The sequence below is a fragment of the Micromonospora sp. NPDC048170 genome, assembly GCF_040652795.1.
Lineage (GTDB): Bacteria > Actinomycetota > Actinomycetes > Mycobacteriales > Micromonosporaceae > Micromonospora.
On sequence record NZ_JBEZMR010000027.1, the window covers coordinates 30543 to 45978 of the forward strand.

The 15436-nt window shown below is 74.9% G+C and carries 16 protein-coding genes; 8 read left to right on the forward strand and 8 right to left on the reverse strand.

Annotated features, from left to right (window positions below):
• Nucleotides 1–3 precede the first annotated feature (3 nt).
• From AB0D32_RS25865 to AB0D32_RS25875, 3 genes are all read right to left on the reverse strand, one after another.
• A complete protein-coding gene (locus AB0D32_RS25865) occupies nucleotides 4–543 on the reverse strand; it encodes an RNA 2'-phosphotransferase (protein ID WP_357095381.1) in 540 nt (179 codons plus the stop codon).
• A 98-nt stretch (nucleotides 544–641) separates the two neighbouring features.
• Nucleotides 642–1052 carry a RidA family protein gene (locus AB0D32_RS25870; RefSeq protein WP_357095384.1) on the reverse strand — a complete coding sequence of 137 codons (411 nt, stop codon included), beginning with the start codon at nucleotides 1050–1052 and terminating at the stop codon, nucleotides 642–644.
• Nucleotides 1049–1870 (reverse strand): NAD(P)-dependent oxidoreductase, encoded by an 822-nt coding sequence (locus AB0D32_RS25875; protein WP_357095388.1) that lies wholly within the window; start codon nucleotides 1868–1870, stop codon nucleotides 1049–1051. Before AB0D32_RS25875 ends, AB0D32_RS25870 begins: the two co-directional genes overlap by 4 nt.
• Before the next feature lie 93 nt (nucleotides 1871–1963).
• Between AB0D32_RS25875 and AB0D32_RS25880 the strand changes: the two genes are divergently transcribed.
• The gene (locus AB0D32_RS25880; RefSeq protein ID WP_357095392.1) at nucleotides 1964–2908 is read left to right on the forward strand and encodes a LysR substrate-binding domain-containing protein; all 945 of its coding nucleotides are present in this window, start codon (nucleotides 1964–1966) and stop codon (nucleotides 2906–2908) included.
• Nucleotides 2905–3405 carry an SsrA-binding protein SmpB gene (gene smpB, locus AB0D32_RS25885; RefSeq protein WP_091630509.1) on the forward strand — a complete coding sequence of 167 codons (501 nt, stop codon included), beginning with the start codon at nucleotides 2905–2907 and terminating at the stop codon, nucleotides 3403–3405. Before AB0D32_RS25880 ends, smpB begins: the two co-directional genes overlap by 4 nt.
• Here the strand turns inward: smpB and AB0D32_RS25890 are convergent.
• Complete coding sequence (locus tag AB0D32_RS25890) at nucleotides 3388–4503, reverse strand: hypothetical protein (RefSeq protein WP_357095564.1); 1116 nt, start codon at nucleotides 4501–4503, stop codon at nucleotides 3388–3390. The genes smpB and AB0D32_RS25890 overlap by 18 nt on opposite strands.
• Entirely contained in the window at nucleotides 4410–5537 is a 1128-nt protein-coding gene (locus tag AB0D32_RS25895) for a transporter substrate-binding domain-containing protein (protein ID WP_357095398.1), read from the reverse strand. The genes AB0D32_RS25890 and AB0D32_RS25895 overlap by 94 nt, the downstream gene beginning before the upstream one ends.
• A gap of 199 nt (nucleotides 5538–5736) precedes the next feature.
• Here AB0D32_RS25895 and AB0D32_RS25900 point away from each other — a divergent pair, with 199 nt between their 5' ends.
• From AB0D32_RS25900 to AB0D32_RS25915, 4 genes are read left to right on the forward strand one after another with little or no spacing between them, the layout of a single operon-like run.
• Nucleotides 5737–6162, forward strand: a complete 426-nt coding sequence (locus AB0D32_RS25900; RefSeq protein ID WP_357095401.1) for a helix-turn-helix domain-containing protein — start codon at nucleotides 5737–5739, stop codon at nucleotides 6160–6162.
• A 23-nt stretch (nucleotides 6163–6185) separates the two neighbouring features.
• Nucleotides 6186–6938, forward strand: a complete 753-nt coding sequence (gene modA, locus AB0D32_RS25905; protein WP_357095567.1) for a molybdate ABC transporter substrate-binding protein — start codon at nucleotides 6186–6188, stop codon at nucleotides 6936–6938.
• Nucleotides 6935–7750 (forward strand): ABC transporter permease, encoded by an 816-nt coding sequence (locus tag AB0D32_RS25910; RefSeq protein ID WP_357095404.1) that lies wholly within the window; start codon nucleotides 6935–6937, stop codon nucleotides 7748–7750. Before modA ends, AB0D32_RS25910 begins: the two co-directional genes overlap by 4 nt.
• Entirely contained in the window at nucleotides 7732–8814 is a 1083-nt protein-coding gene (locus tag AB0D32_RS25915; RefSeq protein WP_357095570.1) for an ABC transporter ATP-binding protein, read from the forward strand. Before AB0D32_RS25910 ends, AB0D32_RS25915 begins: the two co-directional genes overlap by 19 nt.
• 62 nt (nucleotides 8815–8876) lie before the next feature.
• On the opposite strand, the gene AB0D32_RS25920 is transcribed toward AB0D32_RS25915, so the two are convergent.
• Nucleotides 8877–9302, reverse strand: a complete 426-nt coding sequence (locus AB0D32_RS25920; protein WP_357095409.1) for a type II toxin-antitoxin system Phd/YefM family antitoxin — start codon at nucleotides 9300–9302, stop codon at nucleotides 8877–8879.
• Between the two features lie 175 nt (nucleotides 9303–9477).
• On the opposite strand from AB0D32_RS25920, the gene AB0D32_RS25925 reads away from it, so the two are divergent.
• Together AB0D32_RS25925 and AB0D32_RS25930 are read left to right on the forward strand one after the other, a co-directional pair.
• A complete protein-coding gene (locus AB0D32_RS25925; RefSeq protein WP_357095413.1) occupies nucleotides 9478–11040 on the forward strand; it encodes a cellulose binding domain-containing protein in 1563 nt (520 codons plus the stop codon).
• A gap of 216 nt (nucleotides 11041–11256) precedes the next feature.
• A complete protein-coding gene (locus AB0D32_RS25930) occupies nucleotides 11257–11844 on the forward strand; it encodes an ATP-dependent endonuclease (RefSeq protein ID WP_357095417.1) in 588 nt (195 codons plus the stop codon).
• Here the strand turns inward: AB0D32_RS25930 and AB0D32_RS25935 are convergent.
• On the reverse strand, nucleotides 11815–12390 hold the full coding sequence (locus tag AB0D32_RS25935; RefSeq protein ID WP_357095421.1) for a GNAT family protein: 576 nt from the start codon (nucleotides 12388–12390) through the stop codon (nucleotides 11815–11817). The two genes, AB0D32_RS25930 and AB0D32_RS25935, sit on opposite strands and share 30 nt — an antisense overlap.
• A gap of 31 nt (nucleotides 12391–12421) precedes the next feature.
• A complete protein-coding gene (locus tag AB0D32_RS25940; protein ID WP_357095424.1) occupies nucleotides 12422–15289 on the reverse strand; it encodes a BTAD domain-containing putative transcriptional regulator in 2868 nt (955 codons plus the stop codon).
• Nucleotides 15290–15436: the final 147 nt, after the last annotated feature.

Below are 15436 nucleotides of genomic sequence, written 5' to 3' on the forward strand. Positions count from 1 at the left end.
GGCTCAGTCCGCCAGGTAGCGGGCGGGCACCGCGTCGGTGAGCCAGACGCCGTTGGCGCTGCGGTAGAAGGCGTGCCCGTCGCGGGCCATCCCCGCCGCGTCCACAATCAACACCACCAGCTCGTCCTCCCGTCGGGCACCCACCCGCCGGGCGGTCGCCACGTCCGGCGACAGGTGTACGTGGTGCCGGCCGGCCCGGTGCAGGCCGGTGGCCCGGATCGAGGCGAGCGCGACGCGGCTGGTGCCGTGGTAGAGCCGGGCCGGCGGCGGGCTTGGCGTGAGCCCCAGTTCGACCGGGATCGTGTGTCCCTGGCTGGCCCGGATCCGCTCGGCGCCCTCGGCACCGCGCTCCACGGCGAAGCGCTGCTTGTCGTTGCCCACCACCACGGCGTCCAGGTCGGCGCGGTCGATCCGCAGCGCGGTGAGCAGGTCGTCGACCGGCACCCAGCCGGCCCGGTCGGGTACGAGGCCGAACCGGGCCGGCTGGTGCCGCAACGCCAGGGACATCCGCTTGCTCAGCCGCACCATCGACCGGTGATCCATCGGCAGAGTCTCCCGCGCACGGTGCGGCCGGCGCCACCGGATTCGGCGGCCCGGCCCGGCATCGGGAGAAGTGCGGGTGCCCGACCGACGGGCTTCGCTCAGGCGGTGGCGACGGCTGCGGTCACCTCCACCTCGATCAGGGCACCGGGCAGGAAGAGCCGGTTCACCTCCACCGTCGTGCTGGCGGGCGGGGGCGTGGCGGTGAAGAGCCGACGCCGGACGGCGGCATAGCCGGGCAGGTCGGCGAGGTCGGTCATGAACGTCCGGATGTGCAGCACGTCCGCCAAGCCTGCGCCGTGGCCGGACAGCACCCCCTCGATGATCTCGAAGATCCGTTCGGACTGCGCGACGATGTCGCCCGCGCCGGTCAGGTGGCCGTCGTCGTCGACGGCCACCTGACCGGCGAGCATGAGCAGGCCGCCGCCGGGCAGGTCGAGGCGGGCCACGTGGGCGAACCGGTCGCCGAACGGTGCGGCGACGGTCGGCGGGTTGTCGAGGGTGAGCTTCACGGAGTCTCCAGGGGTACGAGGGTGGCGATGTCGGCGGTCGGGTCCTCGGCGGCGGCCAGCACGGTCCGGGCCGCCCGGACCAGCGGGGCCGGGGCGGCGCCGAGCGCGTCCCGGACCAGGTCGAGGTCCTTGCCGGCGAGCGCGACCGGGAAGTCGGCGCCGGGGGTGGCGGCCCGCGCGAGCACGCCGCCAAGCGGGCCACCGACCAGCGCGTCGAGGGCGGTGGCCGGGTCGACGCCGACGGCGCGGGCGACCGCCAGGGTGTCGGCGAGCCCGGCGACGGCGACGAGCAACGCCGTGTTGAGCACGAGCTTCAGCGCGGCCCCGCTGCCGGTGCCGCCGCAGTGGCGTACGTCGCCGAGTGCCGCCAGGACGGGGGTGACCCGTGCGACGGCGACGTCGGTGCCGCCGGCGAACACCCGCAGCCGGCCGGCGCGGGCGGCGGCCACGCTCCCGCCGACCGGGGCGTCGACGAGGCTCACGGTGGCGGGCAGGCGCGTCGCGAGGTCGCGGACGGCGGTCGGGCCGATGGTGGACATCTCCACCAGGCAGGTGTCGGGCGGCAGGGCCGGCACGGCTCCGTCCGGCCCGAACAGCACCGCCTGCACGGCGGCGGCGTCGGTGAGCATCGTGACGGTGACCTCGGCGTGGCGGGCGGCGTCGGCCGGGGTCCGGGCCACCCGGGCACCGGCCTGCCCGAGCGGGGCGGCGCGGGCGGCGGTGCGGTTCCACACCGCCACCCGGTGACCGGCGTCGAGCAGGCGCAGGGCGATCGACGCCCCCATCCGACCCGCGCCGAGTACGGCGATCTCTGTCATGCGGGAAACCGTAGGTCGGGCACCGCCATGCGACCAACGAATCCTTCCGATGGCAGCCATGCGGTCCCCGCATGGTGGGCGTACGCTCCGGGGATGCAGCCGCTGGCCCTCGACGTGTTCCGGACGGTGGCCCGGCACGGCTCGATCACCGCCGCCGCCCGCGAGCTGCGCTACACCCAGTCGGCGGTCTCCCGCCAGATCGCGGCGCTGGAGGCCGACCTGGGCGTGGCCCTCTTCGACCGGCTCCCGCGCGGCGTCGCGCTGACCGAGCCGGGGCGGTGCCTGCTGCCGCACGCCGAGGCGGTGCTGGACCGGCTGACCACCGCCCACCGGGACCTGGACGCGCTGCGTGGGCTCGGCGGCGGCCGGCTTCGGGTGGGGGCGTTCCCGACCGCGATGGCCGCCCTCGTGCCCCGCGCGCTGGCCGCGTTCCGCGCCGCGTACCCCCGGGTGGCCCTTTCGGTGGTGGAGGGCCGCACGCCCGACCTGCTGGAGCGGTTGCTCGCCGGCGACGCCGACGTCGCCGTGGTGAGCGCGCCCGCAGACCGGCCGCTGGACGCCGGGCGCTTCGACCTGCGCCACCTGCTCGACGAGCGCCTGCTCGTCGCGGTGGCCCGGGACCACCGGCTGGCCCGGCGCCGCACGGTGCGCCTGGCCGAGTTGGCCGACGACCCGTTCATCGCCGGATCGGCCGGCGGCGAGGACCCGCTGATGCGCGCCACCATGCCGCCCGGCTTCCGGCCCCGCACGGACATCGTCGCCGCCGACTGGACCGGCAAGCTGGGCTGCGTGGCCGCCGGCCTCGGGGTCGCGCTGGTGCCGGCGCTGGCGGTCCGGGCCGCCCCGGCCGACCTGGTGCTGCTACGCCTGCACGCCGACGACGCGCCGGCCCGTCGGGTCTACGCGGCCACCGTCGGCGGTCGGCACCGCCCGCCGGCGGTCGACCGGCTGGTCGCCGGCCTGGCCGAGGAGGCGGCCGGCGCGGCGAGCCCGGCGCGACGGGTGGCCGGCCGGCGCCCGATATCCTCGACCGGGTGAACGCGGCCCGGCAGACCGAGCGCAAGCTGATCGCCTCCAACAAGAAGGCGCGGCACGACTACACGATCCTCAAGACCTACGAGGCGGGCATCGTGCTGGCCGGCACCGAGGTCAAGTCGTTGCGCGAGGGCCGGGCGTCGCTGGTCGACGCGTTCGCCCAGGAACGCGACGGCGAGCTGATGTTGTACGGGCTGCACATCGCCGAGTACGGCTTCGGCAGCTGGACCAACCACGCGCCCCGGCGCACCCGCAAGCTGCTGCTGCGCCGGGTGGAGATCGCCCGGATCCTGGAGCGGACCCGCGAGGGCGGGCTGACCCTGGTGCCGCTGTCGATGTACTTCTCGGGCGGCTGGGCGAAGGTCGAGCTGGCCCTGGCCAAGGGCCGGAAGTCGTACGACAAACGGCAGGCGCTGGCCGAGCGGGACGCCGAGCGGGAGATCGCCCGGGAGTTGGGCCGCCACCTCAAGTCGGGTCGGCCGTCAGCGAGCCGCCGGTGACGGCGGCGTGGCCGACACGGCGGGATCCGGTGGGCTCGGGTCGGTGGGCTCGGGGGACGGCAGCCGGCCGAGGCAGCGCGGGTCCGTCCGCCCCACCGGCTGCCGGGGGATCATCCAGTCCAGCGCCGTCTCCTCCACCTGCCAGCCGTTCACGTCCACCCGGCTGACCGGGATCCGCCCCGGGTCGGGGCAGAGGAGCTGCCCGCGTACCAGGTCGTTGGGCAGGAAGCGCACCTCACCCCGCCCGTCGAGCACGATCGTCATCCGGTCGGTCACGGCGACCGCCTCGCCGCGTACCACCTCCCGGACGGGGCCCGCCTCCGGGCCGACCTCCACGGCGACGGCGGGCAGCAGCGGCACCCGCAGGAAGACCACCCCCATCACCAGCGGCACCACCGCGGCCACCACGTAGGCGAGGATGCGGGTCAGCGCCGGGGCGACCGGGCGCGGCACCGGGCCGGTGAGCACCACGGCCCCCAGCGGCGGCACCACCAGCAGCAGGGCCGTGGCCAACTCGCCGTCGCGGATCGCGCCCGGCACGGCGGATGCCAGCCAGGCGTAGCACGCCGCCGCCGCCACGACCGGCAGCACCAGCCCGGTGACGAGGATCCGGCGGGGGCGATCCGGGTGACGCAGCCGGGTCCGCAGCGCCAGCAGCCAGAGAGAGAGCATCACCAGCAGCGGCAGGAACCGCAGCTGCCAGGTGAGCGTCGCCAGCACGATCGCCGACACGAGCACCCAGCCGGGGGTACGCACGGTGCCGTAGGCGAGCAGCGAGCGTTCCGGGTCGAACCGGTCAGGCGCGCTGACCTCGAGTAGCCGACCGAGGACGGCCAGCACCAGCACGACGAGCGGGAACGCCCACACCAGCGCTATCAGCAGGGCGCTGAGCAGCCCGAGCGGGCTGACGTACTGCACCAGCAGCAGCATCGTCGGCATGTCCTGCCGACTGAGCCGCCAGAGCCGCAGCACCAGCAGCAGGACCGGGAACGCGGGCAGCAGCGTCAGCAGCCACTGCTGCGCCTGTTGCGCCTGCTTCGTGCCCGGACGGCGGTCGGTACGCCCGATCGCGGCCGACTCGGAGACGGCAGGGCCCATCTCTCCCACGGCCACTGCCGTACCTCCACCGTCTCCTCGGGCTCCGGCTGCCGGCCGATCGCCACCTGTTGCGGGTTGCTGTACTGCTGCTCCGAGGCCAGGTGCCGGTCGAACGCCGCCTTCCACCGGTCGCCGTCGGGGCCCTTCGCGGACTGGTAGAGGGAGAGGTTGACCAGGTCCCGCATCTCCGGAACCGGGCCGGTGTTCACGCCCCACTTCTCCGCCGACTCCGCACCGATGTCCCAGTGCCGCAGTTCCTTGCGTCGCAGCAGCTTGGTCGCCGGCGGCAGCTCGCCCGGCGGGCGCGGGCCCACGAAGCCGGCCAGAATCGCCGCGTCGGTCGTGACGGCGTCGACCTCGCCGTCGTAGAGCGCCTGGACGCACTGGCTGATCCGGTTGCGGCCGATCGGGTTCGCGCCCGCCTCGCGCAGCCGCTGTTCCGAGGTGGACGTGCCCAGCGTGCAGACCTTCGCCTTGTTCAGGTCGCGCAGGCTGGCGACCTGCCGGGGGTCGGACGCGAGCGTCAGCACCGACTGCTCGGTCTCCAGGTAGGGGAAGGAGAAGACCACGCCCTGCTCCCGGCGCTGCTCGGTGATGCTGTAGGAGGCGATCACCAGGTCGACGGTGACGAACCTGCCGTCGGCGTCGCGCGCCTGCCGGCGGGCCCGGTCCTCGCTCTCGATCGCCAGCAGCGTCACCTCCGGGGCGTCGAAGCCCAGGTCCTGGGCGATCATGTACGCGATGTCGATGTCGAAGCCCTCGAACGCCCCGTTCTCCAGCTTCTGCGCCACGCCCGGCTGGTCGTCCTTCACCCCGATGATCAGCTTGTCCCGGTTGGTCAGCCCGGCCCGCTCGCGCAGCTCGTCCCAGGTGGGTGGACCGCTGGCCACGACCACCCGGACCGTGGCCGTCACGACCACCACCAGCAGGAGCAGCAGGGCCGCCAGGCGCAACTGCCGGGACCTCGACGCGCGGGCCGGAGCCGCCGATCCCGGCGCCGGCGGGTTGCTGCTGGTCTCGTCGTCCTGACCCAACTCGGCCCTCCCGGTCGCCGTCCCCCGTGCGAGCCCTTCATTGTGGTCTATCCCGCAACGTCGCGACAGCATGTGGGCGTGCGCTCGTGTCGCCGGCACGGCTTGCCGCAGACACAAGGGTCGAAGCCCACCCAGGGCGGCAGCCGCGACGGGAGAGCCACCCTCGTCCCCGCATCTGCGTGGGCGCTAGGGTGGGCCGGTGACGATGTTCCGCATCGGAGAGGCCGCCGAGCTGCTCGGGGTCAGCGCCGACACCGTACGCCGCTGGGTCGACGCCGGGCGGCTCGCCGCCGGCCGCGACGCGCACGGTCACCGGGTGATCGACGGAGTCGACCTGGCCGCGTTCGCCCGGGGTCAGGCCGCCGACCCCGACGACCGGTCGGACGCCTCCTCGGCCCGCAACCGGCTGCGCGGCATCGTGGTCAACGTCGTCAAGGACACCGTGATGGCGCAGGTCGACATCCAGGCCGGGCCGTTCCGGATCGTCTCGCTGATGAGCCGGGAGGCGGTCGACGAGCTGGATCTGCGCGTCGGTTCGCTGGCCGTCGCGGTGATCAAGTCCACCACCGTGGTGGTGGAGCGGGCCACGCCGGCGGTGGGCTCCCGGGCGAGGCAGGGGTCGTGAGAGTGGGCCGGGTGCGCACGGTGATGGCGGTGGCGGTGGCCCTCGCGGGCCTGTCCGGGTGCGGTGGCGGGGGTTCGGCCGGTACCGGCGGGTCGGGGGCCGGCAGCACGGTGACCGTGTTCGCCGCGGCCTCGCTGACCGAGTCGTTCACCCGGCTCGGCCGGGACTTCGAGACGGCCAACCGGGGCACCACAGTGGTCTTCAACTTCGCCGGCAGCGCCGCGCTGGCCGCCCAGATCAACCAGGGCGCACCGGCCGACGTGTTCGCCTCGGCGGCAACCCGGAACATGGCCACGGTCACCGGGGCCGGCAACGCCGACGGCGAGCCGACGGTCTTCGTCCGCAACCAGCTCGTCATCGCCGTGCCGAAGGGCAACCCGCGGGGCGTCGCCGGCCTGGCCGACCTGGCCCGTCCGGAGCTGAAGGTCGCGCTCTGCGCGGAGCAGGTGCCCTGTGGCGCGGCGGCGCGGACGGCGCTCGACGCCGCCTCGGTCGCCCTCACCCCGGTCACCCTCGAGCAGGACGTCCGGGGCGCGCTGTCCAAGGTGCGGCTCGGCGAGGTCGACGCGGCCCTCGTCTACCGCACGGACGCGCTGGCCGCCACGGCTGACGTGATGGCCGTCGAGTTCCCCGAGTCCGCCCGTGCCGTCAACGACTACCCGATCGTCGTGCTGCGGGACGCGCCGAACCCCGACGGCGCGCGGGCCTTCGTCGCGTACGTCCGCTCGGAGCGGGGGCGGGCGGTGCTCACCGGGGCGGGGTTCCAGGCCCCGTGACGCGTACCCACGTCGGGCGGGCCCGTCGGCGGGCCCCCGGGGTGCCCGTCGCGCTGCTGCTGCCGGCCCTGCTGGGCCTGGTCTTCCTCGTGCTGCCGCTGGTCGGGCTGCTGGCCCGTACGCCGTGGACCGACCTGCCGCAGCGGCTCACCGCGCCGGGTGTGCTCACCGCGCTGCGGCTGTCCCTGCTGACCGCCACCCTCGCCACGCTGCTCTGCCTGTTGCTCGGGGTGCCGCTGGCCTGGCTGCTGGCCCGCGTCGAGTTCCCCGGCCGACGCCTGGTACGCGCCCTCGTCACCGTGCCGCTGGTGCTGCCGCCCGTGGTCGGCGGGGTGGCGCTGCTGCTGGTCTTCGGCCGGCGGGGCCTGCTCGGCGGCTGGCTCGACGCGACCTTCGGGATCACCCTGCCGTTCACCACCGCCGGTGTGGTCCTCGCGGAGGCGTTCGTGGCGATGCCGTTCCTCGTGATCGCGGTGGAGGGGGCGCTACGCGGCGCCGACAGCCGGTACGAGGAGGCGGCGGCGACGCTCGGCGCCGGCCGGTGGACGACGTTCACCCACGTCACCCTGCCCCTGGTGGCCCCCGGCCTGGCGGCCGGCGCGGTGTTGTGCTGGGCGCGGGCACTCGGCGAGTTCGGCGCCACCATCACCTTCGCCGGCAACTATCCGGGACGGACGCAGACCATGCCGCTGGCGGTCTACCTGGCGCTGGAGACGGACGTGCAGGCCGCCGTGGTGCTCAGCCTCGTCCTGCTCACCGTCTCGGTGGCCATCCTCGCCGGCCTGCGCGACCGCTGGATCACCAGCCCGTGAGCGCGCCGCCCCTGCTCGACGCGCACCTGGTGGTGGACCGGGACAGGTTCCGCCTCGACGTGCCGCTGCGGGTCGCCGCCGGCGAGGTGGTCGCGCTGCTCGGCCCCAACGGGGCGGGCAAGACCACCGCGCTGCGCGCGCTCGCCGGCCTGCTCCCGCTGACCGACGGGCACCTCACCCTCGACGGCGTCGACCTGGACCGGCCGCGACGGCGTGCCTGGACGCCGCCCGAGCATCGCGGCGTCGGCGTGGTCTTCCAGGACTACCTGCTCTTTCCGCACCTGACCGCATGGGAGAACGTGGCGTTCGGGCCCCGGCGGCGCGGCGCCGACCGGCGTACCGCCCGGGAGACGGCCCACGCCTGGCTGGGCCGGGTCGGCCTGGCCGAGCACGCCCACCGCCGGCCCCGGCAGCTCTCCGGCGGGCAGGCGCAGCGGGTCGCGCTGGCCCGCGCGCTGGCCGTCGAGCCGTCGCTGCTGCTGCTGGACGAGCCGCTCGCCGCGCTCGACGCGCGCACCCGGCTGGACACCAGGGCTGAGCTGCACCGGCACCTCGCCGCGCACCCGGGAGCCACCCTGCTGATCACCCACGATCCGCTCGACGCGCTGGTGCTGGCCGACCGGCTCGTGGTCGTCGAGGAGGGCCGGGTGGTGCAGGAGGGGGACGCGGCGAGCGTCACGGCGCGGCCCCGCACCGACTACGTGGCCCGGCTCGTCGGGCTGAACCTGCACCGGGGCCACGCCGACGGGCACCGCGTGCGGGTCGCCGACGGGCTGAGCCTCACCGTCGCCGACCGGCTCGACGGGGAGGTCTTCGTCGCCTTCCGGCCGTCGGCGGTGGCCCTGCACCCGGCCCGGCCCGAGGGCAGCCCGCGCAACACCTGGGCGGCCACGGTGGCCGGCGTGCAACGGCACGGCGACAACCTGCGGGTGCAGCTCGACGGGCCGGTGGGGGTGGCCGCGGACGTCACGCCGGCCGCCGCCGCCCAGCTGAGGCTGGCTCCCGGCCAGCTGGTCTGGGCCGCGGTGAAGGCGGCGGAGACCCACGCGTACCCCGCCGGCTGACGCCGCCCGACGCCTGAAGCCGGCACCCGGCGCCCGGCCCCGGGCACGAACGCCGGGCCGGGTCAGGCGGCGGGGTCGACGGCCAGCAGGTCGCTGTGGGCGGCGCGGAGCCGGGCCAGGCCGGGGTCGCTGCCCGGGGTGACCCGGCGGTCGAGCTCGGCCCAGGCCTCGGCGAGGGCGGCGGTGACCGCGCGCAGCTCGGCGGCGTGCCGGTGACTGCTGCGCCGGTGTGCCTCGTCGAGACGCCGGGCCCAGCCGGCGGTGACGGCAGCGAGGCGATCGGTGTCGGCACGGGCCTGGGCGGCGCTGCGGGCGGCGGCCGCCGGGACGATCGCGGCCACCGGACGGGGATCGCCGTCGCGGGTGACGACGGTGACGGTGTCGGTCAACTCGGCCAGCGCGACGAGCTGGGTGAGCCGGGTGCGTGCCTCGCGCAACGGCACCGAGCGCGGCTGGTCGGTGTGCGGGGTGAGAGCGGGGACAGCCATGGATGGATGGTCGCCGCCGGGTACGACATTTCCGCACGCCGACGGTCCGGGGCGGGCGGCTGCGCCGGGCGAGGCGCACCGGGAAGTCCGGCCGGTACATCTGGACAACTACAGTTAACAATCCTAATAATTGTGCATCCGTCGATCCGACGGCCCTCGTACCCGGGAGGTCCGGATGCGTCGCCCTGCCCGAAACCTGCTGCTGTCCTCAGTAGCCGCCCTCGCCACCGTCGCCGCCACCACACTGACCCTCGCCGCGCCGGCCCGCGCCGCCGGCCCGACCGCCACCTTCGTCAAGGCCGCCGACTGGGGCACCGGGTGGGAGGGCCGCTACACCATCACCAACGGCGGCCCGAACACCATCACCGGTTGGCAGGTCGCCTTCACCCTGCCGACGGGCACCACGCTCGGCTCCTACTGGGACGCCACGGTGAGCAGCGCCGGCCAACGGCACACCTTCACCAACCGTTCGTGGAACGGCACCGTGGCCCCCGGCGCCTCGGTGTCGTTCGGCTTCCTGGCCACCGGCTCCGGCTCCCCCACCGACTGCTCACTCAACGGCGCGTCGTGCTCCGGCGGCCTGCCCACCCCCCCGCCGAGCACCGCGCCACCGACCACCGCCCCACCCACCACGGCACCGCCGACCACCCCGCCACCGACCACCCCGCCACCGACCACTCCACCGCCCACCACCCCGCCGCCGACGGGCGGGCTGCCCCGGCACGCGTTGATCGGCTACCTGCACGCCAGCTTCGCCAACGGCTCGGGCTACCTGCGGATGGCCGACGTGCCCGCCGACTGGGACATCGTCAACCTCGCCTTCGGTGAGCCCACCACGGTCACCTCGGGCGACATCCGGTTCCAGCTCTGCCCGGCGGCCGAGTGCCCGGGCGTCGAGACCGAGGCCGAGTTCATCGCCGCGATCCGCGCCAAGCAGGCTCAGGGCAAGAAGGTGCTGCTCTCCATCGGCGGGCAGAACGGCCAGGTCCAGCTCACCACGACCGCCGCCCGGGACACCTTCGTCCGGTCGGTGTCGGCCGTCATCGACCGGTACGGCCTGAACGGGCTCGACATCGACTTCGAGGGGCACTCGCTCTACCTGAACACCGGCGACACCGACTTCCGCAACCCGACCACCCCGGTGATCGTCAACCTGATCTCCGCGATCCGCACCCTCAAGCAGCGGTACGGGTCGAACTTCGTGCTCACCATGGCGCCGGAGACGTTCTTCGTCCAGCTCGGCTACCAGTTCTACGGGTCGGGCCCGTGGGGCGGGCAGGACCCGCGCGCCGGGTCGTACCTGCCGGTGATCCACGCGCTGCGTGACGACATCACCGTGCTGCACGTGCAGGACTACAACTCCGGGCCCATCATGGGGCTCGACAACCAGTACCACACCATGGGCAGCGCGGACTTCCACATCGCGATGACCGACATGGTGCTCGCGGGCTTCCCCGTCGCCGGCAACCCCGACCGCTTCTTCCCGCCGCTGCGCGAGGACCAGGTGGCCTTCGGTGCGCCCTCCTCCACCAGCGCCGGCAACGGCTACCTCGCCCCGGCCGGCGTACAGGCCGCGGTGACCTGCCTGGTGAAGGGACAGAGCTGCGGCTCGTACACCCCGCGCAGCGGCACCAACCCGGCCTTCCGGGGGCTGATGACCTGGTCGATCAACTGGGACCGGTTCTACGCCTGGGAGTTCCGCCTGAACCACGGCCCGTTCCTGCGGGCGCTGCCCTGACCCCGGCGTCGCCGTCCGGGCCGGTGCGGCCCGGACGGCGACGCGACGGGCAGGACGACGACCGCTTCGGCGGGTTCCTCGACGTCGACCACCCGGCCACGCCGCCCGCAATCCGGTTGCGCCACCGACGGTTCCGGCCCACGATCCCCGGGCGGGCGCGGGCCGGTCGCGCGGCCACCTGGCCGGGCGGGGCGGCGTCCGGGGCGGGAGGCTGTCGTGGGGAGCATCCGGGAGCTGGCGGCGGGGATCGACGCGCGGGCGGTGGTGCTCGTCGAGGGGGCGAGCGACCGGGTCGCCCTGGAGACCCTCGCCGCCCGCCGCGGCCGGGACCTCGACGCCGACGGCGTACGGGTGGTGGCGATGGGCGGCGCGACGAACATCGGCCACTTCCTCGACCGGCTCGGCCCATCCGGACGCGGGCTGCGGCTGGCGGGCCTCTACGACGAGGCCGAGGAGGGCTTCTTCCGGCGCGGACTGGAACGCTGCGGCCTCGGTGCCGGCCTGTCCCGGGCCGACATGGCAGCCCTCGGGTTCCACGTCTGCGTCGCCGACCTGGAGGACGAGCTGATCCGCGCGGTCGGCGTCGACGGGGTGCGCGACGTGCTCGCCAGCGAGGGCGAGCTGCGCTCGTTCGACCTCTTCCAACGGCAGCCGGCCCAACGGGGACGCGCCGTCGAGGCGCAGCTTCGCCGCTTCCTCGGCACCCGGTCCGGCCGCAAGAGCGCGTACGCGCGGCTGCTCGTGGCGGCGTTGGAGCCGGACCGGGTGCCCCGCTCACTCGACGCGGCGCTCGCCTGCGTCTGACCGTACGCCGAGCCACTCGGGCGCCAGCACCGACCACACCTCGATGTCGATCCGCCCGGCCGGCCCAGGGCGGACCTCGCGCAGCGTCCCGTCGAGGCGCATGCCCAGCCGCCTCGCGGTGGCGACGCTGCGGACGTTGTCCGCCTTGGTGCGCCACTCGACCCGGTGGATGCCGCGCTCCCGCACCGCCCAGTCGACGATCCGCCCGGCGGCCCGGGTCACCAGCCCGTGGCCCTCACCGGCGGGTTCGAGCCAGCAGCCCGCCTCGCAGACGCCAGAGGCGGCGTCGAACGAGACGAACATGACCCCGCCGACCAGATCGCCCCGCCGCCAGATGCCCCAGATGCCACCGGCGTCACGCGCCCACCGGTCCGCGTAGCTCTGGAGCACGGCCCGGGCGGAGTCGAGGTCGCCGGCAACGAACGAGGGCGACACCCAGGGCGCGATGTGCACGCGGGCCCGGTCGAGGTGGGTGAGGAACTCCTTTGCCCGCCAGGGCTCCAGCGGACGCAGCTCGGCGTCCTCGGTCAGGGAGAGGGTGAACACGGTGACCTTCCGGTACGACGACTGCGGCAATCTACCCGGTGCCCACCGCGCGTCGGTCCGGGCTGCCCGTCGGCTCGTCGGCGGCCAGCCGGTCGCGTAGCAGTTCCACGAGTTCCGCCCAGCCCAGTTGGCTCCCCCGCGCCACCGCCGCCCGGTACGCCGGCCCGGCCAGCGCCTCCCGGACGGTCTCGACACTGCGCGGCGCGTCGATCGGGTCCATCCGCTCCGGGAAGTAGCCGATCGGGGCACCGAGCGCCGCCACGGCACCGATCAGGACCGCGCCCAGTTCGGCCTGGCCGGTACGGGCCAGCACCCCGGCCAGCGAGTGCACCACGGCCAGCCAGCTCGCGCGGTCGTTGCCCGGATCGGTGTCCAGCGTCAACGCCCGGAGCGTGGCCAACGCCTGCTCCGGGCGGCCCTGGTCGACGTCGACCTTGCTGACGGCCCAGCCGGACGAGAGCACCGCCCACCAGTGGCCGCACTCGCGGGCCAGCCGGTTCGCCTCGGTCAGTTCCCGGTGCGCCCGCTCCAGGTCACCACAGGCCCGACTGATCTGGGCGCGTACGGTCAGCGCCTCGGCACGCGCGCCCGGGTGCCCGACCGCGTCGGCCAGGGCGACCGCCTGGTCCGCGACGGCCACCGCGCGGGCCGGGTCGCCGCCCATCATGATCATCGAGGCCAGGTAGCTGACCGCGGTCGCCTGCACGTCCCGGGCACCGACCCGCTCGGCGAGGTCGGCCGAGGTGCCGAAGACGTCCGTGGCCGCGGTGTGGTCCCCGACGAGATAGGTGACCCCACCGATGGCGAGTAGCAGCCGGGCCCGGACCAGCAGCAGTTCCTCCTCCCGCTGCGGCCCGGCGGCGATCCGGTCGAGCAGGGCGGCCTCGGCGGCCCTGCCCCACCGGATGCCGTCGGTGATCTGCCCGGTACGGAACCAGAACCAGGCCAGGGCGGCACAGATCCGGGCCGCGCCGAGCGCGTCCCCCGCGTCCAGGGCCGACTCCAGGCCGGCCGCGACGTTGTCTCGTTCCCGTCGCAGGCGCTGCATCCAGTGCGCGCCGTCGGCGGTGAGGAGCCGCTGCTCGGCGGCTTCCACCAGCCCCAGCAGCCAGGCCCGGTGCCGCGACCGCGCGGCCGTGCGTTCCGCGTCGGAGAGCAGCCCGGCGGCGTAGTGGCGGATCGAGTTCAGCATCCGGTAGCGGCGCGGACTGCTGCTGGCGTCCACCGTCACGAGCGACTTGCGCACCAGGCCGAGCAGCACCGGAAGGACCCGGGCATCCGCGCCGACCTGCTGGGCGGCGACCAGGTCGAAGCCGCCGTCGAAGACGCTGAGCCGGCGGAAGAGCTGCTGCTCGTGTGGGGTGAGCAGGTGGTGGCTCCACTCGATGGTCTGCTCCAGGGTGGCGTGCCGATGGACGCCGGGCCGGCCGCTGTCGAGCAGGGCGAACCGGTCGTCGAGCTGATCCACGATCTCCCGCAGGGACAACGCCCTGCACTGTGCGGCGGCCAGTTCGATGGCGAGCGGGAGACCGTCCAGGTCCCGGCAGAGTTCCTCGGCGACGGGCCGATCCGTCTCGGTCAGCGTGCTGCCCGGCAGCACCACCGCCATCCGGGCCGCCAGCAGCGCCACCGCGTCCTGCGGCGGCAACGACGTCAGCTCCAGCAGCGCCTCGCCGGCGAGACCCAGCGGCTGCCGGCTGGTGACGAGGACCCGTACCCGGGGCCCGGCGGCGAGCAGGGCCGCGATCACCTCGACGACCCCGTCCACCAGGTGCTCGGCGTTGTCGAGCACGACCAGTGTGTGCCGCTCGGTGAGCAGCCGGGCCAGCTCGGCCAGCCCCGTCGGTAGCGGCAGGCCGAGGGCGTCGGCGACGGTACGGGCCACCAGTGCGCCGTCGCGTACTCCGGCCAGTTCGACCACCCAGGGTCCGTCCGGATCGGTACGCTCGCGCAGGCACTCCATGGCCAGCCGGGTCTTGCCCACGCCGCCCGGACCGGTCACCGTCACCAGGCGGTGCTCGGCGAGCAGGACGTGCAGTTGGGTCCGCTCGGCGGCGCGGCCCACGAAGGAGGAGATCGCGGCGGGCAGGTTCCGGGTCGACGGCAGGGCTCGGGCGGCGGGGGTGCGGGGCGCGGGTGCGACCAGGGACTCGTCCTGTCGCAGGATGGCCTGCTGGATCCGGTACAGGCCCGGCCCGGGGTCGGCGCCCAGATCGGCGGCGAGCCGTTCCCGGGCCTTCCGCAGCACGGCCAGCGCGTCGCCCTGCCGGCCGGCCCGGTAGAGGGCCACCGCCAGCAACTCCCAGCCGCGTTCGCGCAAGGGGTGCTCCACGACCAACGCCTGTAGTTCGCCGATCGCGGTGGCGAGATCGCCGACGGCGAGCATGGCGGCAAGGCGCAACTCCCGGGCGGTCGCCTGCAGCGACTCCAGCCGGGCCACCGTCGACACGGCGAACGGGGTGTCGGGGAAGTCGGCGTACGCCGGGCCCCGCCAGAGCATGCGCCCCTCGTCGAGCTGGCGCAGGGCCAGTTGGGGCTCCCCCCGATCCAGGTACCGGCTGCCCTCGGTGACCAGGCGGGTGAAGCGTTCCGCGTCCACCGCCTCGGCCGGCACCCGCAGGGCGTACCCGGGGCCCTGCCGCACCAGCAGCCGGGCCGGGGTGCGGGCCACGCGTCCCGGCTCCAGCGCCCGGCGCAGGCCGGCCACGTAGCCGAAGAGGGTGGCCGTGGACGGCGGCTCGGTGTCGCTCCACACCTGTTCCAGCAGCCGTTCGGTGGAGACGGTGCTGCCGCGGGCCGCGAGCAGTGCGGCGAGCACGGCCCGCTGACGGGGACCACCGAGGTCGACCTCCCGGCCGTCGACCTCCACGGCCAGCGGACCGAGGACGCGGAACTGCACCTGCACTGTTCTCCCCACCCGGCCCGGCGCCATGGCTCTGGCACCCGGCACCCCCGTTGCTCTGGCGGCGATCGGATGAAGATCACATCAGATGGTGGGGAGTTCACGCCAGCCGTGGTCCGGAAGGCGACAGGTGCCCGGCGAGGG